The organism is Kurthia massiliensis (assembly GCF_000285555.1).
Taxonomy (GTDB): Bacteria; Bacillota; Bacilli; order Bacillales_A; family Planococcaceae; genus Kurthia; species Kurthia massiliensis.
The window spans coordinates 421,911-443,175 of sequence record NZ_HE610997.1; the positions used below are offsets into that span (position 1 = coordinate 421,911).

At 39.6% G+C, this 21,265-nt stretch carries 16 protein-coding genes, 1 other RNA gene and 1 other annotated feature; of the genes, 3 read left to right on the forward strand and 14 right to left on the reverse strand.

What is annotated here, in order from left to right:
- Positions 1–15 precede the first annotated feature (15 nt).
- On the reverse strand, positions 16–1,158 hold the full coding sequence (locus KMHG_RS06465) for a cysteine desulfurase family protein (protein ID WP_010288064.1): 1,143 nt from the start codon (positions 1,156–1,158) through the stop codon (positions 16–18).
- Positions 1,159–1,204: 46 nt separating this feature from the next.
- Positions 1,205–1,624, reverse strand: a complete 420-nt coding sequence (cymR, locus tag KMHG_RS06470) for a cysteine metabolism transcriptional regulator CymR (protein ID WP_010288066.1) — start codon at positions 1,622–1,624, stop codon at positions 1,205–1,207.
- 107 nt (positions 1,625–1,731) lie between these two features.
- Here cymR and KMHG_RS06475 point away from each other — a divergent pair, with 107 nt between their 5' ends.
- A complete protein-coding gene (locus tag KMHG_RS06475; RefSeq protein WP_010288067.1) occupies positions 1,732–3,018 on the forward strand; it encodes a replication-associated recombination protein A in 1,287 nt (428 codons plus the stop codon).
- Positions 3,019–3,059: 41 nt separating this feature from the next.
- Here KMHG_RS06475 and KMHG_RS06480 read toward each other — a convergent pair whose 3' ends face one another.
- On the reverse strand, positions 3,060–3,821 hold the full coding sequence (locus KMHG_RS06480; RefSeq protein WP_010288069.1) for a tRNA threonylcarbamoyladenosine dehydratase: 762 nt from the start codon (positions 3,819–3,821) through the stop codon (positions 3,060–3,062).
- Positions 3,822–3,936: 115 nt separating this feature from the next.
- On the opposite strand from KMHG_RS06480, the gene KMHG_RS06485 reads away from it, so the two are divergent.
- Positions 3,937–4,608 carry a hypothetical protein gene (locus tag KMHG_RS06485; RefSeq protein ID WP_010288071.1) on the forward strand — a complete coding sequence of 224 codons (672 nt, stop codon included), beginning with the start codon at positions 3,937–3,939 and terminating at the stop codon, positions 4,606–4,608.
- Positions 4,609–4,643: 35 nt separating this feature from the next.
- On the opposite strand, the gene KMHG_RS06490 is transcribed toward KMHG_RS06485, so the two are convergent.
- From KMHG_RS06490 to hisS, 4 genes are all read right to left on the reverse strand, one after another.
- A complete protein-coding gene (locus KMHG_RS06490) occupies positions 4,644–6,356 on the reverse strand; it encodes a hypothetical protein (RefSeq protein WP_010288072.1) in 1,713 nt (570 codons plus the stop codon).
- Positions 6,357–6,462: 106 nt separating this feature from the next.
- Positions 6,463–6,648, reverse strand: a non-coding RNA gene (gene ssrS / locus KMHG_RS18710) — 6S RNA.
- A gap of 120 nt (positions 6,649–6,768) precedes the next feature.
- Positions 6,769–8,556 carry an aspartate--tRNA ligase gene (aspS, locus tag KMHG_RS06495; protein ID WP_010288074.1) on the reverse strand — a complete coding sequence of 596 codons (1,788 nt, stop codon included), beginning with the start codon at positions 8,554–8,556 and terminating at the stop codon, positions 6,769–6,771.
- 16 nt (positions 8,557–8,572) lie between these two features.
- Positions 8,573–9,838 (reverse strand): histidine--tRNA ligase, encoded by a 1,266-nt coding sequence (gene hisS, locus KMHG_RS06500; protein WP_010288076.1) that lies wholly within the window; start codon positions 9,836–9,838, stop codon positions 8,573–8,575.
- Between the two features lie 80 nt (positions 9,839–9,918).
- Positions 9,919–10,159 (reverse strand) — a binding site (T-box leader).
- 164 nt (positions 10,160–10,323) lie between these two features.
- On the opposite strand from hisS, the gene KMHG_RS06505 reads away from it, so the two are divergent.
- On the forward strand, positions 10,324–11,697 hold the full coding sequence (locus KMHG_RS06505) for an N-acetylmuramoyl-L-alanine amidase family protein (protein WP_010288078.1): 1,374 nt from the start codon (positions 10,324–10,326) through the stop codon (positions 11,695–11,697).
- A gap of 76 nt (positions 11,698–11,773) precedes the next feature.
- Here the strand turns inward: KMHG_RS06505 and dtd are convergent, their stop codons facing one another.
- The 7 genes from dtd to KMHG_RS18715 all read right to left on the reverse strand — a co-directional run bounded on the left by dtd (position 11,774) and on the right by KMHG_RS18715 (position 21,122).
- The gene (gene dtd / locus KMHG_RS06510; RefSeq protein ID WP_010288079.1) at positions 11,774–12,220 is read right to left on the reverse strand and encodes a D-aminoacyl-tRNA deacylase; all 447 of its coding nucleotides are present in this window, start codon (positions 12,218–12,220) and stop codon (positions 11,774–11,776) included.
- A 14-nt stretch (positions 12,221–12,234) separates the two neighbouring features.
- Positions 12,235–14,427: a RelA/SpoT family protein gene (locus KMHG_RS06515; protein ID WP_010288080.1), complete on the reverse strand. Its 2,193-nt coding sequence runs from the start codon at positions 14,425–14,427 to the stop codon at positions 12,235–12,237.
- A 263-nt stretch (positions 14,428–14,690) separates the two neighbouring features.
- A complete protein-coding gene (locus tag KMHG_RS06520; protein WP_010288087.1) occupies positions 14,691–15,203 on the reverse strand; it encodes an adenine phosphoribosyltransferase in 513 nt (170 codons plus the stop codon).
- Positions 15,203–17,320, reverse strand: coding sequence for a single-stranded-DNA-specific exonuclease RecJ (gene recJ / locus KMHG_RS06525; protein ID WP_261797372.1), 2,118 nt, complete (start codon positions 17,318–17,320; stop codon positions 15,203–15,205). The genes KMHG_RS06520 and recJ overlap by 1 nt, the downstream gene beginning before the upstream one ends.
- A gap of 117 nt (positions 17,321–17,437) precedes the next feature.
- Complete coding sequence (gene ltrA / locus KMHG_RS06530; protein ID WP_010288091.1) at positions 17,438–19,321, reverse strand: group II intron reverse transcriptase/maturase; 1,884 nt, start codon at positions 19,319–19,321, stop codon at positions 17,438–17,440.
- A gap of 727 nt (positions 19,322–20,048) precedes the next feature.
- Positions 20,049–20,339 (reverse strand): hypothetical protein, encoded by a 291-nt coding sequence (locus tag KMHG_RS06535; protein ID WP_010288093.1) that lies wholly within the window; start codon positions 20,337–20,339, stop codon positions 20,049–20,051.
- Positions 20,340–20,426: 87 nt separating this feature from the next.
- Positions 20,427–21,122 carry a prepilin peptidase gene (locus tag KMHG_RS18715; protein ID WP_026022024.1) on the reverse strand — a complete coding sequence of 232 codons (696 nt, stop codon included), beginning with the start codon at positions 21,120–21,122 and terminating at the stop codon, positions 20,427–20,429.
- Between the last annotated feature and the right edge of the window lie 143 nt (positions 21,123–21,265).

The window sequence follows — 21,265 nt, forward strand, 5'->3', positions numbered from 1 at the left end:
CTTCACCTTTTCTCGTTATTTCGTTAAACGTTTGACGATAGCGATGATCGCATCTGTCGCACGTTCGATTTGCGTTGAATCTAAACCGTAGCCAAAGCTAAAACGAATCGAGTTGTGGAGCTCATCTGCACCTTTGCCATACATCGCAACTAATACGTGTGATGGGTCGAGTGTGCCGGCCGTACATGCTGAACCACTTGATGCTGCTACACCTTCGATATCTAAGTTGACTAAAAATGATTCAACATCCATACCACTAAAGCTAATGTTTAGCACATGAGGTAATGCGTGAAGGGCATCCCCGTTCGTATGGTATGTAACGCCTGCTTCTGTTAATTTTGTTAACATCAGTTGACGATAATCGTTCATTTTTTGGACTTTTGCTGCCATTGAATTTTGTGCAAGTTCAACTGCTTTCGCAAAGCCGACGACTGCTGGAACGTTTTCTGTGCTTGCACGGCGTTTACGTTCTTGGTCTCCTCCAACGATTAATGGTTGCACATGTGTGCCAAAGCGTTGGTAAAGGAAGCCCATACCGCGTGGACCGTTTAATTTATGCGCAGAAGTAGATAGTAAATCGACTCCTAGCGCATCGACGTCGATTTTTTCTAAACCGTACGCTTGCACGGCATCTGTATGGAACGTTGCTTTGTGGTCGCGAAGTAATGCACCAATTTCTTGAATTGGTTGTTTCGTCCCCACTTCATTATTACCATACATGACCGTTACAAGAATCGTATCATCACGTAATGCACATTTTAAGTCATCGATAGCAATCATACCATGTTTATCGACAGGAAGATACGTTACATCAAAACCTTCTTTTTCAAGACGTTCACAAGCGCGTAACACCGCATGATGTTCGATTTGTGTTGTGATGATGTGACGACCTTCATGTTGACGTGCGTAAGCTGTACCGAAAATGGCTAAGTTATCCGCTTCAGAACCGCCACTCGTCAAAATAATTTCGCTATCTTTCGCGTTAATAGAACGCGCTAACTTAGTGCGTGCTTCGTCTAAATATTTACGTGCATGTCGACCAATACGGTGAATCGATGACGGATTACCATACACTTCCATCATCACCGCTGTCATTGCCTCGATCACTTCTGGATGCATCGGAGACGTTGCCGCATGGTCTAGATAAATTTCTGTCATTTCATAAAATCTCCTTTAATCGTACAGCTTGTGCTGCCGTTGTTTCCTAAATGTAGAACATATAATTGTTATCGTCTGTCACTTCTATATATTTCGCTAAATCTTCTAAGTTCGTTTTGTCGAGCACTTCTTTTACAGCATCGCGAACACGAATCCAAAGTTCACGTTGTGGTGGCGCTTCGTTTTCAATTCCTTCAACAGGTTGAATTGGCCCCTCTAGCACTTTAATAACATCCGCTGCAGAAATCAAGTGTGGTGGCTTCGCTAACATATAGCCACCGTAAGCACCGCGCACGCTTTTTACTAAGCCTGAATTACGTAATGGTGATACTAGTTGTTCTAAGTATGCTTCAGAAAGATGATTTTCCGAGGCAATTTGACGTAGTGGGATTGGACCTTGACCATATTGCTTTGATAATTCAATCATAATTGTCAGACCGTAACGCCCTTTAGTTGAAATTTTCATATAGACACCTCTATTTTCATATACTGTTATCGTTTAAGTATATCATATTTCCTTCCAATTCACTCGGTTTTAGACTATCATAATTGTAACAAAAAGGGGGGATTTTAATGTCTAGTGAACCTTTAGCCTTCCGTATGCGCCCACGTACGCTTGATGATGTCGTTGGGCATGAAGCGTTTATCGGACGTCATACGACGCTTTATAAAATGATTGCCAAAGGGCACGTGCCATCGATGTTATTATACGGTGAACCTGGGATCGGTAAGACATCACTCGCCTATGCAATTGCCGGTTCAAGTCACTTGCCATTTTATGCACTTAACGCGACACGCGCGGGTAAAAAAGATGTCGAGGACGTTGTCGCTAATGCGCAACTTGAAGGTCAAGTCATTTTATTTTTAGATGAGATTCATCGATTTAATAAGCTCCAACAAGATACACTATTACCACACGTTGAAAGTGGTCGCGTTATTTTAATCGGCGCGACAACCGAAAACCCATTTCACGATGTGAACCCTGCCATTCGCTCGCGCTGTGGTGAAATCAAACAATTAAAACGACTGACAACGGACGATTTAGTGACACTATTAAGACGTGCACTTGACGATGAAATTCGAGGCCTCGGCCGCTATCGCATTCATATTTCAGACGACCAGCTCGAAACGATCGCTGTTGCTGCAAATGGTGATGGTCGAAAAGCGTTGACACTATTAGAGTCCGCTTATTATGCGGCTGATGAAGTAGATGATATCGCCATAATTGAAGACCGCACGTTAGCGCAACTTGCAGAACGTATCGGCGTATACGGTGATAAAAAAGGCGATCAGTTTTACAATTTATTGTCTGCATTACAAAAATCGGTGCGTGGTTCTGATGTGAATGCAGCGATTTATTATTTAGCCATGTGCCTAGAAAACGGAGATCTCGTCGCTGTTTGTCGCCGCTTGCTCGTTATGAGCTATGAAGATGTCAGTTTAGCTGCGCCACAAGTAGGCCCTCACGTACTCGCCGCTGTGCAATCGGCTGAGCGTCTCGGCTTGCCCGAAGCACGTATCCCACTAGCACAAGCTGTCATTGAAATGTGTTTATCCGAAAAATCAAATTCTGCTATTTCGGCCATTGATGCGGCTATCGCAACGATTCATCAAGGAAAAACAGGCGATATCCCGATGCATTTACGAGATGCGCATTATAGTGGGGCGAAAGCGCTCGGTGTTGAAGGATATCAATATCCCCACAATACCCCACTCGGCACTTTTGGCGGTTGGGTCAATCAACAATATTTACCAGATGCATTAGTCGGTACTGAATTTTACCAACCGGTTATCGCCGGACAAGAAAAACGAATGGCTGGCATTTATGAACATTTAAAAAGTTTAAAAAAAGGGAAATAAAAAAACTGTCCGCTGACGGACAGTTTTTCAACTTTATACGATTAACCTTGTACGCGTGTAATGACGATATCTTTTAAAATATCGCGAATCACCCAGCTTGCAGCGATTAAGCCTACTGATGATGGCACGAATGCATTTGAAGATGGCGGCATTTTCGCTTTGCGGATTTCCGCTTCTGGCTTCCCTACTATTTCCGCCACATCAGGACGAATAACGATTGGACTTTCATCAGAGAAAATCACTGGAATGCCTTTTTTAATACCTTCTTTACGAAGTTTCACACGGATTACTTTCGCTAATGGGTCCATATATGTGTCAGAAATGTCGGCAATGCGGAAGCGTGTAGGGTCCATTTTATTTGCAGCACCCATACTTGAAATAATTTTAATATCGCGTTTCAAACATTCCTTCATAATATGAATTTTGTACATGACCGTATCACTTGCATCGATCACATAGTCTGGTTTGTAGCTAAAAAATTCTTCAGCTGTTTCATCTGTGTAGAACATGTGCATGTCAATGACTTCACAATCAGGGTTAATATCGGCAATACGTTCTTTCATTACTGCTGATTTCGATTTACCGATTGTTGACATGTATGCGACAAGTTGACGGTTAATATTTGTAATATCAACGTCGTCTTTATCGACTAAAAGAATACGGCCAACGCCACTGCGTGCAACTGCTTCTGCTGCGAATGAGCCGACGCCGCCGATACCTAAAATGGCAACCGTTGTATTTTTTAATAGCTCAAGGCCTTCTTGACCAATTGCTAATTCATTACGTGAAAATTGGTGTAACATTGCATTCACTCCGTTATGTTTAAAATTCCTACTCATGTGAAAGTAGGCGTCCTTCAAAATATATACAATATGCTTCAAAATTGCAAGTAACCGACTAAGAATTGGAGGGATTGGTATGCGTGCCATTTTTAACTTTACGCTAACTGCAATCATTTTTGCATTGATCGGCGCTGTCATTGCTTCATCGATTTATCCATCACTTGATACGACGTATACACAACTGCAAAAAGACTATGACCGCTACATCGACGCACAAGAACATTTCATGGCAGAACCATCAAAAATCAATATTCAAAAAGTCGATCAACAAGAAGATTTCATTTTCCAAGCGACATACGTTATTGAACAACAAACGTGGCTCAACTCGTGGATTTTACGTAAAAAACCGATTTTAACATCTAAGCAAGAAAAAACATTACGTACGCAACTAACGAACGCCAAACAATTGGATCAACAATTTAAACAAACAGCACTACAAGAAGTATATCACGCCAAAAACATCGAACCATATTTACGCGATACGAATACGAAAATGACAGACGAATTGTTCGTCACACGTGATAGCAATGGCATTACTGTCACATTTGATGCGGGTGGTGCCACGTTTGAAAATCACTTTACGAATTCAATTACCGGTAATTACTTCTTTATTCAAACAGCGAAAAATCGCTTTTATTTACACAAAATGAGTGGCTATAAAATTGAATCGAGCTCGTCAAATGCCATCTCTATTAAAATGGACGGCAAACGGTATCATTTCATTGCAACAATTGATTCAGACGAATAACGATAAAAGGCAAACCGCAATGCGCAGTTTGCCTTTTAATATGATTCTAGCCGTTCTAACGTTGGATAAATCAATAAGTAAATGAGCTTTCCTTGTGTCGGATCGCCTTCAGTGTAAAAACAATTCGTTGGATATGACAATGGTGCGACTCGCTTTTGACGATATTTATCGACGAACGCATTTTTCGTCATCGCCTCTGTGTAGCGTTCTACAGAGGACGGCTCTAACAACCAAGCAAACCAACGTTTCACCGCATTATCTCGTAGCGTATCCAGCAATTGACGTGCCGCTGTTGTTTCTCCTAATGCACAAAGAACAGCGAGACGCACATATTGCTCACTTTCCGTATAGCTTGTCATCGCATTTAAATAATCAAACGCGCGATCTATTTGACGCAAATCAAAATAGACCGTTGCTGTTTTGAAGTAAATACGATTTCTAGCCACATTTGACGCATTCGCTGCGAGTTTACACGCTTCATCTAAATACTTCCGATCTTGATCACTTAAAATCAATAATGCATCTATACACGTTGTGTCATACATATACGCCATTTTTGCTGTATCGTAGCGTTTCGTATCATCTGATTGTTCGTACGCCATATATGCAAAATGTTGTGCTAAATCTTCAGCCGTTTTTGGCACAAAAGGTGGTAATGGTTGACGCTTTAGGCGTTGACGAGACACTTCATCTGTCAATTGTTGCTCCACACATATTTTTTCAAAATGCCATTGTTCTTTATCATTCGTCGTCGCATCTGTTCCCGCATAATAAAGCGTCTGTTCATCTTCTAATAAGTGCCACTCAGCAAACTCTTCTTTATAATAACGTTCTAGCTTACGCGCATAATTATAAACCGTTGCTGTCGAGACGTCGCACACTTCTGCCAATTGCTTTGCACTCATCAAGTCTGGAATGAAGTGATAATCCATGCCGAACTGCAACGCTCCAGCAATGAAACTCGCTTTTTTACGCATATTCGGAATTGGTTTATGTTTTAAATAATGATGTACGAATAAAAACAGTGGATCGCTTTTAATATCTAATTCAATTAATGCAGCATCGAGCATAACGAGTAACTGCTTCGCTAGTTGTGGCATCGAATTCGTCAACATCGAATCTGAAATGAGTAACCGCCAACAATCTTGCATATAATGTCTAAAAAACGATTGATAACTTTCTTCAGCTGCATAATAGAGTGTGCGCCATGCGTCAAACAACTGATGGCTCGCCTTCGTTAAAATGATTGCCATACTCAAAGAATAATAAATGTTCTCATCAAGTCCTTTGACGAGTAATAAAAATGTATTTTCACCAATATGACGCTCCGATGCTGAAAAATCGAGGACGTACACAACTTCATTCGTCCAAGCATGTTGAATGGCTACGTATCGGTTCGTCACGTCAATAATTTCACCGAAGAAAAAAATCGGCTGTTGCCACGTATGAATCAGCTTTTTTAATTTTGTATTTGGCTCACGCTTCATACGTTCAATAATATATTGTGACCAGTCTGGTGCATCACTAATAAAGAAAAAACTGTCTTCTGCTAAGCGCTGGGCGGTTTGCGCATCCAATTTTTCAGTCATATCTTGCTTCAATGATGGTGTTAGCCAGTGTTCCATTCGTTTAAGAGATATATCGGTTTGATGCAATGCTAAAAACTGCTGCACAAATTGTTGCTTAACGGTCATAAAATGATATTCTACCGGTGCAATATTTTTTTGTGTTGCGGGTTGTTTTTTCATGCTTCCACCTCCCTTTAAGTCCATCCAATCAAAAAGGGACTGTCCGAAGCAATGCTTATGGACAATCCCTTTGTATTCATCGTATACCCTTTTTACGCACAAAAAAACAAATCCCGTTGTGCCGTCAGTTTTCACATCGTTTTGAGCCCGCGTAAAGCAGTTTTTTGTTCTCATAGCTTCATCGAAAGTCCCACCTAACAGGCATGATCTGAAAAGCTGTATATGAACAAAATCTCAAAAATAAATATGTTCGGTCAAAACTGATTGCAGCTGTCGTACACCGCAGGATTTGTCGTTAAAGCAATATTAACATTAAATGCTAATTCACGCAATATTTTTGTTGATTTTTCTTTGATTATCTAAAAAAAATAAGCATCCCTCATGTGAGGAATGCTTATTTTACACGAACGAATTAGTCTTCGTCAGCCATTGTTTTTACACGAATGTGTAAGTCATCAAGTTGAGCTGTTGCTACTTCTGATGGTGCGTCTGTTAATAAGCAGCTAGCTGAAGCTGTTTTAGGGAACGCAATTGTGTCACGTAAGTTGTCGCGACCAGAAAGTAACATGATGAAACGGTCAAGACCGAATGCTAAACCACCGTGTGGAGGAACGCCGTATTCAAACGCATCCATTAAGAAACCAAATTGTTCTTGAGCTTGTTCTTCTGAGAAACCAAGCGCTTTGAACATTTTTTGTTGTAAGTCTTTTTCGTAAATACGTAATGAACCGCCACCAAGTTCGTAACCGTTAAGAACGATATCGTAAGCTTGTGCGCGTACTTTACCTGGATCTGTATCCATTAATGCTAAATCTTCTTCGAATGGACGAGTGAATGGGTGGTGCGCTGCAGTGTAGCGGCCAGCTTCTTCATCGTATTCAAGTAATGGCCAGTCAGTGATCCATAAGAATGCGAAGCGAGATTCGTCGATTAAATCTAAATCTTTACCTAATTTTTTACGTAAAGCGCCAAGAGCATCAGCAACAACTGATTTTTTATCAGCTACGAATACTAATGTATCGCCAGGTTCTGCACCCATGCGTTCCATTAATTTCACGCCGTATTCATCTTGGAAGAATTTACCGATAGGACCAGTTAAGCCTTCAACGCCCGTTTCAGTTACTTTGATCCAAGCAAGACCTTTTGCACCGTAACGGCCAACGAATTTTGTTAATTCGTCTAAATCTTTACGAGAGTATTTGTCGTTTGCACCTTTGATGTTTAAACCTTTTACTTGTTTACCATCAGCAACAGTTTGTGCAAATACTTTGAAGCCACAGCCGTCTACTACGTCTGTTAAGTCGATTAATTCTAAACCGAAACGTACATCTGGTTTATCTGAACCGTAACGATTCATTGCTTCTTCGTATTTCATACGTTGGAATGGACGTGGAATATCAATTCCTTTTACTTCTTTCATTACTTTTTGGATTAAGCGTTCGTTAATATCAAGAATTTGTTCTTGGTCTAAGAAGCTCATTTCCATATCGATTTGTGTGAATTCAGGTTGACGATCTGCACGTAAATCTTCATCACGGAAGCAACGTGCAATTTGGAAGTAACGTTCGAAACCAGACACCATTAATAATTGTTTGAATAATTGTGGTGATTGTGGAAGCGCGTAAAATTCGCCATCATGTACACGAGATGGTACTAAGTAGTCACGTGCGCCTTCTGGAGTTGATTTTGTAAGAATTGGTGTTTCTACTTCTAAGAAACCTTCATCTTGTAAGAAGTTACGTACGACTTTTGTTACGTCAGAACGTAATTTGAATGTTTTGTACATTACAGGACGACGTAAGTCTAAGTAACGGTATTTTAAACGTAAATCTTCATTTACTTGAATACGGTCTTCGATTTGGAATGGTGGTGTTTGTGCTTTGTTGATTAAAGTTACTTTATCAACGTAAACTTCGATTGCACCAGTGTCTAAGTTCGGGTTAACCATTTCTGGTGTACGTGCGCGTACTTCACCTTCAACTTCGATTACGTATTCGCTACGGAATGAATCTGCAAGATCTAAAGCTTCTTGAGAGTTTTCTGGTGTGAATACGACTTGTGTTAAACCAGTACGGTCACGTAAGTCGATGAAAATTAAACCACCGAAGTCACGACGGTATTGTACCCAACCTTTTAATACGACGCGCTCGCCAACGTTTTCAGCGCGTAAAACTCCACATTCATGTGTGCGTGTTGCCATTGTGTAATTCCTCCAATTAATGTGTTTGTAAGTAGTTTACTAAGTCATGGAATGGTACTTTTTCTTGATTACCTGTTTCCATGTTTTTCACAGCCGCTGCGCCTTCAGCAAGTTCTTGTTCACCAAGAACAAGTACCCATTTTGCACCTTGACGGTCTGCTGCTTTCATTTGTGCTTTCATTTTACGACCAGCATAGTCAATTTCAGTTGCGATTGATTTCGCACGGAAAGTGCTTGCAAGCTCAACTGCTTTTTCTTTCGATGCATCGTCCATTGAAACGATAAAGACATCTAATGCACTGTCTGTATCTAACGCTTTACCTTCTGCTTCTAACGCTAAAAGTAGGCGTTCAATACTCATCGCAAAACCGATACCAGCCATATCAGGACCGCCAACTTCTTGTACGAGACCGTGATAGCGACCACCGCCACAAAGCGTTGTAATTGAGCCGAATCCTTGAGATGTGCTCATAATTTCAAATGCTGTGTGGTTATAGTAATCAAGACCACGTACAAGGTTTGGATCTACTTCGTAGTCGATACCTAATAAATCTAAGTAATGTTTTACTTTTTCGAAATATGCTGCAGATTCTTCATTTAAGAAGTCTGTTAAAGCAGGTGCTGTTTCCATTAACGGATTTTCACGGTCTACTTTACAGTCTAAAATACGTAATGGATTTTTCTCTAAACGATTTTGACAATCTGAACAAAATTCGTGAATATGTGGCTCGAAGTGGTTGATCAACGCTTCACGGTGCGCTTCACGAACCTCCTTGTCACCTAGTGAGTTAATCACTAATTTTAAATCTGTTAAACCGACGGCACGGTATACGTTCATCGCCAACGAAATGACTTCTGCATCAACTGCAGGGTCTTTACTACCGATTGCTTCAACACCGAATTGTACGAATTGACGGTAACGACCAGCTTGTTGGCGCTCGTAACGGAACATTGGACCGATGTATGAAAGTTTCACCGGTTGGTCAGGTAAACCGTACATTTTGTGCTCAACATAAGCACGTACTGCACCAGCTGTACCTTCCGGACGTAATGTTAATGAACGCCCACCACGGTCTTCGAATGTATACATTTCTTTTTGAACGATATCAGTTGTATCACCTACACCGCGTTGGAACAATTCAGTTGATTCAAACATCGGCGTACGGATTTCTTCGTAGCGATACGTATGGCATAGATGACGAATGATTTCCTCTACTTTTTGCCATTTGGCTGATTGCTCTGGTAGGATATCTTGTGTTCCTCTAGGTACTTTAAACGTCATGTGTATGCTCCTTTCAAAAATACTGAATTACGTGTCGAGAAGGGACGGAAATAAAAAAGGCCGCCGTCTCTTGCCAAATGGCAAGGGACGACAGCTCGTATGATTAGCTTCCGCGGTTCCACCCTAGTTGGTTATCCAGTTGATAACCCTCTCTAATCGGATAACGGCCGATTCCGTTTTCCCCTACTAAGAAAAAACTGTTCGAAGAAAAACCTCGCGAGTGTTATTCACTAATTCACATTATAAGAAAACTTTCAGCCACGATTTTCTCTCTCTTTAAAATGCGTCCGAATTAGCTACTTGCTCGGTCATAGGTGTTGTTAAATAATTTCAGATTACTTCATATCATAATCAGAAAAAGAGTTCATGTCAACTTTTTCTGAAATATTACATGTGTTTCGTTCGTGTCAAACATGTAACAAATTTGAAATTTACTAGCTTTTTGATATCGAGTACTTATACAATAAACTTAAAGGAGGAAGATCATGGGTAAAAATTTATCAAAATTCATGTTATTTATGATCGCTGGCGTGCTTGCCATTTCAACGATCATCTTTTCTAACCCAGGAACTTCGAGTGCAGCGTCTACTACTTATAAAACGACTGACTCATTAAATGTCCGCATTGGTCCTGGTGTTAAATATTCGAAAGTAGCAACGCTTAAAAAAGGTACGGTTGTAACAAAAGTAAAGTCTAGTGGGAATTGGATGCAAGTGAAATATAACACTTCTAAAGTTGGCTGGGTAAACGCCAAATATTTAAAAGCTGTAACAACTGTAACAGCGACAGCTCCTGCAAAAACAACTTATTACTATGTCACAGAACCGACTGGTCTTAACATGCGCGCTTCTTATAGCGTAACTGCTAAAAAAGTAGGCGTTACTGTACCTTATGGTGCAAAAGTAAAAATCAAAAAAGTAGCAAAAAACGGCTGGATTCAAGTAACTTACGGCGGTAAAACAGGTTGGATTAGTGCCGATGAAGTATACGGATTCAAATCAACAACAAATATTACATTTACAGCAAGTGCTCCTTCAGAATTAACTTACGTATTAGTACATGATGATATGAACGTACGTAGCTTACCATCAACAGTAGCTCCTAAATTAGGTACTGTAACTGAAGGTTATGCAGCACGTATTTTACGTGTTTCAAACACAAACTGGGCTGAAGTACAATATAGCGATTCACAAAAAGGTTGGATTTCTTTAAAAACTTCTGACACATCAACAACAACGGAAGAACCACAACAAGTATCAGAACCTGTATCAGCTTCTTTAAGCGGTATTAAAATCGTCGTTGACGCTGGTCACGGTGGTTCAGATCCAGGTGCTGTCGGTAAAGATTTAAACGGTAATAAAATTAGTGAAGCAACATTAGCATTAAAATCTGCACAAGTATTAAAAGCAAAAATTGAATCATTAGGCGGTACAGTTTACATGACACGCTCTGGTTCAGGTGCTTTATCATCAAACAAAAAAACTGACTTAGGTTTACGTGCAAAAGAAGCTGCAAAAAAAGGTGCAAATGCTTTCATTAGTATCCACTACAACTCAGCTGTTTCTACAGCACAAGGTGTTGAAACACTTTACTACCAATCAACTTCTAAAAAATTCGCAAACACAATCCATGAAAACATGATTGATGCGATTCAAGAAGAATATCCATCAGTAAAAGATCGTAAGTTAAAATACCAAAACGTTATGGTATTACGTGAAAACTCAGTATTCGCGACATTAGTTGAATTAGGCTTCATGTCTAACCCAACAGAATTATCTCGCGTTAACACTGACAAGTATCGTCAAACTGTTGCAGAAGGTATTACAAACGGTATTATCGAATTCTACGGTCGTGATTAATGAAAAGAGCTGCGCTTCGGCGTAGCTTTTTTTTTGCATAAAAAAGAGGCCTCGCATGAAGCGGACCTCTTTTTTGTTATTTCGCTGGTGAATCAAAAATAATCGTAACCGGACCGTCATTTACAAGTGACACGTCCATCATCGCACCAAAGATACCTGTTTGGACTTCTAAGCCCTCTTTACGTAGTGCCTCGTTAAAGTATTCCCATAAAGGCTCCGAGTGCTCTGGACGCGATGCTGCGGTAAAGCTTGGGCGATTACCTTTTTTCGTATCCGCATATAACGTAAATTGAGAAACTGATAAAATCGCACCGCCATGTTCTTTAATCGCGATGTTCATTTTGCCTGCTTCATCTTCCCAAATTCGCGTTTTCGCAATTTTACTCGCTAAGTAATCTGCATCCGCTTCCGTATCGCCATGTGTAATACCGACAAGTAATACGTATCCTTTATCAATTTGACCTGTTACTTGTCCATCGACAGTAACAGAAGCTTGTTTACTACGTTGTAATACGACTCTCACGTTCAAGACTCCCTTTAGTTGTTCACACGTTGTACAGAATAAATATCTGGAATTTGTTTAATACGATCGACAACTTTATATAAATGTTGAATGTTATTAATTTGTAATGTTAAATGTACTGTTGCAATTTTATCGCGATCTGCACGACCATTCACAGCACTAATTTGTGTTTTTGCTTCATTCACAATTTGCATCACGTCTGTAATTAACGCTGGACGGTCGAAACCAGTCACTTCGATATCAACTGCGTACAGTTTATTATCGTTTTCTGCATAGCTCCATTCAACGTCAATTAAACGTTCTTTTTCTGTCGCTGCTTGTACGTTCGGACAATCTGCGCGGTGAACAGATACGCCGCGGCCCTTCGTAATAAAGCCGACGATATCATCCCCTGGTACTGGACGGCAACAACGAGATAGACGAATCAATAAGTTTTCTAAACCACGAACGACGACGCCAGTTTCTGTTGGCTTCGTATCTTCAGGTTTTTCCATCTCTTTCGTAATTTTTTCAAGCGCCTCTTGAGAATCACGCTCTTTACGAATACGCTCTGCTAGACGATTAACGACTTGTAGCGCCGTCATACCGTTAAATCCAACAGCTGCGATTAAATCATCTGCAGATTGATAGTTGAATTTTTCACATGCACGTTTGAAGTTTTCTGGTGTTAATACTTCTTCACGATCGAAGCCTTGTTCGATAATTTCTTTTTCAATCATTTCGCGGCCTTTATTGACGTTATCTTCACGCGCTTGCTTTTTAAAGAACTGTTTAATTTTATGTTTTGCTTGTGACGATTGTGCAATGCTTAACCAATCGCGGCTCGGGCCGAACGATTGTTTTGAAGTAATGACTTCGACGATATCGCCTGTTTCAAGTGGCGTATCAAGCGGTACCATTTTACCGTTTACTTTCGCACCGATTGTACGGTTCCCAATTTCTGAGTGAACACGGTATGCAAAGTCAATCGGTACAGAACCCGCTGGTAATTCTAATACGTCACCTTTAGGAGAAAATACGTATACCATATCTGAGAATAAATCGAATTTCAATGATTCCATAAACTCTTCCGCATCATTTGAGACGCTTTGGAATTCTAAAATTTCACGGAACCACGTTAATTTACTATCAATGTCCGATTTTTCAGTTGCTGCATTTTTACCTTCTTTATAAGCCCAGTGTGCCGCAACCCCGTACTCTGCAATGTTATGCATTTCATTCGTACGAATTTGGACTTCTAGCGGATCCCCGTAAGGTCCAATGACTGTTGTATGCAATGATTGATATAAGTTTTGTTTCGGCATAGCGATATAGTCTTTAAAACGCCCTGGCATTGGCTTCCATAACGTATGAACGATACCGAGTACCGCATAACAATCTTTAATGCTATCGACGAGTACGCGAATCGCTAACAAATCATAAATTTCATTAAATTGTTTATGTTGTGACTGCATTTTTTTATAAATGCTATAAATATGTTTTGGACGGCCTGATAATTCAGCTTGAATATCAACATCGCCTAATTGACCATGAATTTCGTCCATCACGTTTTTCAAATAAGCTTCACGTTCTGTACGTTTACGCTTCATTAAATTCACGATACGGTAATATTGTTGGGGATTTAAATACCGAAGCGCTGTATCTTCTAATTCCCATTTAATTGCAGAAATCCCCAGACGGTGTGCAAGTGGTGCAAAAATCTCAAGCGTCTCTTTTGAAATACGACGTTGTTTTTCAACGGGTAAATGTTTTAATGTACGCATATTGTGCAGACGGTCTGCCAATTTAATTAAAATAACACGAATGTCTTGTGCCATTGCGACAAACATTTTACGATGATTTTCTGCTTGTTGTTCTTTTTTTGATTTATATTTAATTTTGCCGAGCTTTGTCACGCCATCGACAAGCATTGCAACTTCCTCACCAAATTGTTCAACAAGGTCGTCACGTGTTACTTCCGTGTCCTCAACGACGTCATGCAAGAAGCCCGCGGAGACCGTTTCCGGGTCCATTTGTAAGTCGGCTAAAATACCGGCTACTTGTACGGGGTGCACAATATAAGGCTCTCCTGAACTACGGAATTGTTCCTTATGCGCCTCTCTCGCTAGCTCATATGCGCGTCGCACAAAATCGACATGTTCCTCATTCATGTAAGAAGCTAGTATGTCAAACACTTCTTCTGCTGTCATTACTTGATCTTTCGCCATGTTTAGCCCACCCTATTTCGATAATTTTTCCGATAAAGATATAACAATAATTGTATTAAATAACGGGCTATTTTGTAAAGCTAATTTACTTTAAATTCACTTTACATCAAATAGATATAGCTAAATAGTGACGCATTTTTAAATAAGCTTGTTTTTTCGCCACAAATTGAGACAAAAAAAGGAATGACGTAAAAGATTTTTATAATAACAAAAAAAGCCGCTCCCATTGCAGTTGCAATGAGAACGACTTTTACATATAAGGCCTAGTATTCCATTAATGTGAAAACATCGTAGCCTTCGATTTTTTTACGACCTTCAAGTTCCATTAATTCGATTAAGAATGCGCAGCCTACTACTTCGCCACCTAATTTTTCGATTAATTTAATTGTCGCTTCAACTGTACCGCCAGTTGCAAGTAAATCGTCAACGATTAATACTTTTTGACCTGGTTTTACAGCGTCTTTGTGCATTGTTAAAGTATCTTTACCATATTCTAAACCGTAGTCTTCTGAAATGACTTCGCGTGGTAGTTTACCTGGTTTACGTACTGGTGCAAAACCGATTTCTAAAGCGTAAGCTACAGGGCAACCTGTAATAAAGCCGCGCGCTTCAGGACCGACGATTAATTCAGCGCCTACTTTTTTCGCATATTCAACAATTTGGTCAGTTGCATATTTGTATGCAGGGCCGTTATCCATGATTGTTGTAATATCTTTAAATGAAACGCCTTCTTTTGGCCAGTTTTCAACGACCGATACGTATTGTTTTAAATCCATTATAAATGTTCCTCCTCAGAAACTGTCTGATGAAGTCTTTCATCAAACCACTGTCTTAAATCTGTATATGGTGCATACAACAGCGTTTTTTCTAACGCAAGTTGTTGCGTTCGCTCTTTGTAGATTGCAGCGGATGTTAAATCTCGCTTTGGTGGGCTATCTACAATTTTAGCAAGTCCGTTCTCTATTGTAACAAATTCAAGCTCAAAAAACACCTGTGTCATGAAAATTAGCATTGCTCTACTCCAACCTTTATGCTTTGCTAAATTATTCAAATTTTGGTGTAAATGGAACTCTCGTCGACTACGTAAAAATCTGTAATACCATGCAAATTGCTCTTTTGTCGGCATTCCATCGAATAAATGGGAGTCTGAAACGTAAAAATGCGCATAAATTCTTTCCAGTTTTTTAATGCGTAAAACGTGCTCTAACTGTTGAACATTTTGTGGCAAGTCTAATAAAACAATATATTTTTGATATAGATCAGCCGAATCTTCTTCGTTGAAATAATGAATATGAGATGAAATGACACTTGCATAGTGCGCAATTGTCTCTTTTCGGAACGCTAAAAACGTCGTTTCTGTCGCATCAATTTTCGCCAACCATTGCGAAATTTTGTGCCCACCACGAATATCGAACAATTGCCATGCATCTGTATGAACATCTTGTAATATAAACTGTGGTTTTTTACGACCGTTCCATTCATTAATTTGAATATCTCCTGCAAATGAAATATCAATACCTTGCGTTAGTTCATCTGCTAAATACCCTTTGTGGAAACCGACCGCATCGATAAAATGATCGTGCTTCCCAATTTCCATTTTAATATGGTCTTCATTGGCACCAATTTTACGCATCGTTTTAATGTGTAAATTTTGTAGGCCGTATAATGGCTTTTCAAATGACATGCCAAAAGGTGATAGCTTTTTCAAATCTTCAAGTGCAGCTAAATCAATTTCTTCAATATTTAACGGGATATCGATTTCTAATACAGGTGTTAAATCTTCTTCCGTCAAACAAACCATTGCTTGCTCGTGCAGACGACGACGTAGTTCATCGACATCGTTCATATCAAGTGTCATACCAGCTGCCATCGGGTGTCCACCGAACGCTGGTAAAATATCACGATTTTGATCTAGTTCCGCATACATATTAAATCCTTCAATACTACGCGCTGAACCTTTTGCAATTCCTTTTTCACGATCGATTGTTAATACGATTGTAGGACGATAATATTTTTCTACGAGACGAGAGGCAACAATACCGACGACGCCTGCATTCCAACCTTCACCAGCGACAACGAGCACGCGGGATTGTCCGATAGCTTCTACCGTTTCGACCATCTCTACTGCTTGTTCTGTAATGTCTGCAACGAGGTCTTGTCGTTCTTTATTTCGTTCGTTTAAGTAGTTCGCCATATGCATCGCTTCGGTGCTGTCTTCCGCTAATAAAAAATCAACAGCTGGTGCCGCTTCGCCTAATCGACCGAGTGCATTTAATCGTGGTCCGAAGCCAAAGCCAATCGTTTGTTCATCAATATCGTGTAATTCTGTGCCAGTAACTGTCGCAAGTGCGCGAATCGCTTCACGTGGGTTTGAACGCATACGCGCTAACCCTTGAATAACGAAATAACGATTTTCATCGACAAGCGGTACTAAGTCAGCTACCGTACCGATTGCCACGACATCATATAACTGCTCTGGAATAGAACCGTACAATGCTTGCGCGACTTTAAATGCAACACCAACGCCTGCTAATTCGCCAAATGGATACTGTCCTTCTGGGTGTCTCGGATGAATAATAAAATCGGCGTTCGGTAATTGTTTACCAGGCTCATGGTGATCGGTCACAATGACGTCAACGCCTAGTTCTTTCACTGCCGCAATTGGTCCATTCCCTGCAATACCGTTATCGACCGTAATAATTAAATCAGCGCCATCTGCGGCAATTTCACGGAATAATTCTTCATTCGGGCCATAACCATGTTTAAAACGATTCGGAATAACGTGCTCAACGAGTGCACCTAAATCGGTTAATACCGTTTTCATCACTGTTGAACTCGTAATACCATATAGTGATAGGTAAACATTTGATATAATCTCCAGCTTTTCCCCCACTTCACACCGTGCGTGAGACTTTCACCTCACACGGCGTTCCATCGAAAACTTCCAAAACTTTTGTAATCTACATAACTTAACAAGATTCACTTATAAATAAATGTCTAATTGTCCAAATTAGATTGTTATTGGTTCTAGTTCGAGTTTCTTTCGTAGCGTATTTAACTTATTTAACATTTTCGTATTTGAGATTAAGAATTTATATTTCGAGATTGTATCTTCATCCTTAGCATGAATCAAAATATGAATGTCTTTATCAACTAAGCAAAGGTTCTTATATTCGTCAGTACCCCCTTGCAATCGAGGTACTTTATGATGACAATGCAACGTTAATGGATTTAATTCGTATCCTGTTACATGACATTTTCCTTTTTGTGCGCAATACAATGCAATACGGTTATCATTATATTCAACACTTCTTTGAGGAATCGGATGTTCCATTAAAAATCGAAGTGATGCTATATCTATCGTTGAGAGGTTTTTATGAATTTCTTCTCTACCCTCTTTTGTATATGCATTGACTACGTTCCGTTTCATCATTGGGCTTTTATGTTTAATGTATCCTATTGGAAGAAACGGTGCTTTAGCGATAAATCTAAGTTGTTTACTATTTCCGTATTCCTTTTTAATGAAATCTGATGTAATTACACCTGTTTTCTTAATGCGCCGTTTCATACGATGGTCTTTCAAACATGCATTTATCTCGTATGCAATGTTTCCCATATCTTCGGCTATCATTGTTGCAATACGGAAATATTGATGAAGTCCGATTACAGTTGAGTTGTATAACGCTATCTTTCTAGCTTGGTCATTTGAGCCACTATCATAACGGATACCATTAATGATTTTCTTTAGATTCTTTTTGGTGCGCTGTATTGCTTTATCACACATATGGCTTTTAACAACCCACTTGTTACCTTTAGGAATTAACTTCATTTTTATTCCTAAAAATTCCGAGTAATCCTTCTTAAGATTCACGATTTTGGATTTTTCTTCACTAATTTCTAAGCCTAACCTATCTTTTAACCATTTCTGGACTGCGATAAATAATCTTTTAGCATGATTATAGTTACTACAGAAGATTTTAAAGTCATCTGCGTATCGAACAATGTAACATTCTTTTAATCGCGTTTGCTTCAAAGCTTTGAACTGATTGCCTTTATCTGTGAAATTTCCCCTATCTTTACGAATAATTATCTTTTCCTTAAAGACGGGTGTATTTTCCCACTGACTTTCAATCCATCTATCCAATTCATTGAGTACGATATTAGACAATAACGGAGATAAAATACCTCCTTGTGGTGTTCCTTTATCATTATCAATGATTTGTCCGTTTGGCATTTTGATTTTAGCTTTTAGCATCTTAGAAATAATCGTGAGCAAGTTTTTGTCTCTTATCCCGATTGTCCACATTTGTTTTAATAACTTTTCATGTGATACGTGATCGAAGAACCCTTTTATATCAATGTCTATTACATATGACATTTTAGAATTCTGCATTAATCGATAACTTTGGGCGATAGCATTCTCAACAGAACGATTTGGTCTAAAACCATGACTTCTTCCTGAGAATCTTGCTTCCACTATCGGTTCAAGAACTTGCAATATACATTGTTGGACTATTCTATCCCAAATAGCTGGAATTCCTAATGGTCTCGTTTTTCCATTCGGCTTTGGTATTTCAACTCGTCTAACTGCTTTCGGTTTATAATCTCGTAATTTGTTCTTGGCGTAAAGAATGAACTGTTCCTCTGTTAGCTTCGATACATGTTCGATTGTTCGACCATCTACCCCTGCCGTTTTACTCCCAAGATTTTTCTTAATATTACGATACGCTAATTTAATGTTTTCGGGCGAACTAATTATCCCAATTAAATTTTTAAAATTACTTCCTTTTGAACTTTGGTCATACAGCATATCAAATGTATCTTGCATACTGTAATATTCCGCATTTCTTAGTTTGGACTTTTTAACATGTTTTGCGATTCGTGAATTTGCCACAGACATCACCCCCTTTCTCAAGTGGTGATTCTATTAGTCATACTCGAATCTGTGATTTGTTATGCATTTATAAGTCTTTGAAAGTTCCGACTAGAGCCTATCCCTCCACCGCTTATTATCACGGTTTCAAAGGTACTGTGACTCCACTCTCACGGTAGGTTAATCAGTTTTAATAGATTACTCCTTTATATACTGAACTGTTTCATAGGTAGGTTAATACCTCCACATCCTCCGCTTTCCACGTTCCGATTCCTTTATCCTTTCATATATCCTTAGGTTTCTCCTATAGTCCTGTATGCTGGAGCTTGCCTGTAACAAGCTATGGGCTTTCATAACGCCAGATTCTTACTTACCCACACATACGATGGCACTGCCACCCATTGCATTTCTACAATGTCTACGTCTAGACCTGTACATTCAGAGATTCGTCAGTGCTTGTGCAGCACATTCTAACCATAGATATTTTATGGACTCCCGGCATATAGGACACACCATCTACCTCTAGACAGCTTTCGTGACTTACTGTGAATGAAAAGATTTTCACATTATAAGCTTACGGTATCTCTCTGCCGACTTCACCGAGCTTCATACTTCGCCATTTAACCTTAGCAAAAGCATGTCGGAGTATCAGAGCAGGCGTTTCAGGGCGTTACTCCATCATTCCACCTGTCAAGGAAATCAGTTCTCCTAAAGAATTTCGCAACTCTTTAGTGTCTAAGCTTTTCACTTAGAAACGTGTCGCACCCGCATCGTAATCCCCATAGACAACAATATGTTGTTGTTCATCAATGGCACGTCGAATACGCGCTACTGCACCTTCCATGTCGTGCAATAAAAATGGGTCGTGTACGACAGCGTCATCGACACGTAAAAATTCAGTTGCTTTTTGCGGTGTATCAAGACCGCGTGTTACTAAAATTTTTGCCGCCAACGTCGATAAACCTGTTTCGCGTGCAACGGCCGTTACTGCTGTTTCGTCAGGCGTATGTATACGCCACTTTTTTTCTATAGTTCCCATAATGTCACTTCCTCACTCGTACCTATTATACCGACATTCGATACGTTGGCACATGAAAAAGTCCTGTTCATTTCACTTCGAATGATTTTACGAGTACATAACGATACTCATAAACGTCCCAATGGCAATAAAAGGTGCAAATGGCAACGGTGCGCCGATTTTTAACTTTGTCCATCCTGCATATAATAATCCACCTATACATGCCCATAACAATGACCATATAAGTTGTTCAAACGATAATACGAGACCTAACAGTGCGTATAATTTCACATCGCCAAATCCAAGTCCACCATGTGTGACGATTGAAAATAACGCTAAACAAAACCCTATTATTACACTTAAAAGTAAATGGCTCCATAACGATTCGTTCGCCATCCAAAGCCAACTTAAAAAGAGCACCGCAAAACAGCCGAGCACTCGGTTCGGTATGATGAAATAATGGATATCGCTAACGGTAATAATGATAAACAATAATGTTAAAAGTACATAAAGCGTCATCGTATAAACGTCCGCACTATATGTATAAATCGCTACAAATAAACAGCCACATAATATCTCTATAACCGGATACAGTATTGAAATTGGTTGACGACACGTTTTACATCTCCCTTTTACATAACAAAAAGAGAATACCGGCACCAGCTCATACCAACGTAATGTCCGCTGACAATGGGAACATACGGAACGCGTCCATAAAAATGATTTTCCTTGAGGCAATCGTTCCCCAACAACATGACAAAATGACGCCAATACAGCGCCTATTATCCAAACGAAAACGACCATCTACTTCACCCCTTTACGCTATATTATAAAAAATCCTTTCCTTTACTTACGACCTTCTATAATAAAAAAACCAACCCAAAATATCGTTGGTTATCGAAAAAAGCTATAAAAAAAAGCTTATAACGAAGCAATGCCCTCGTTAT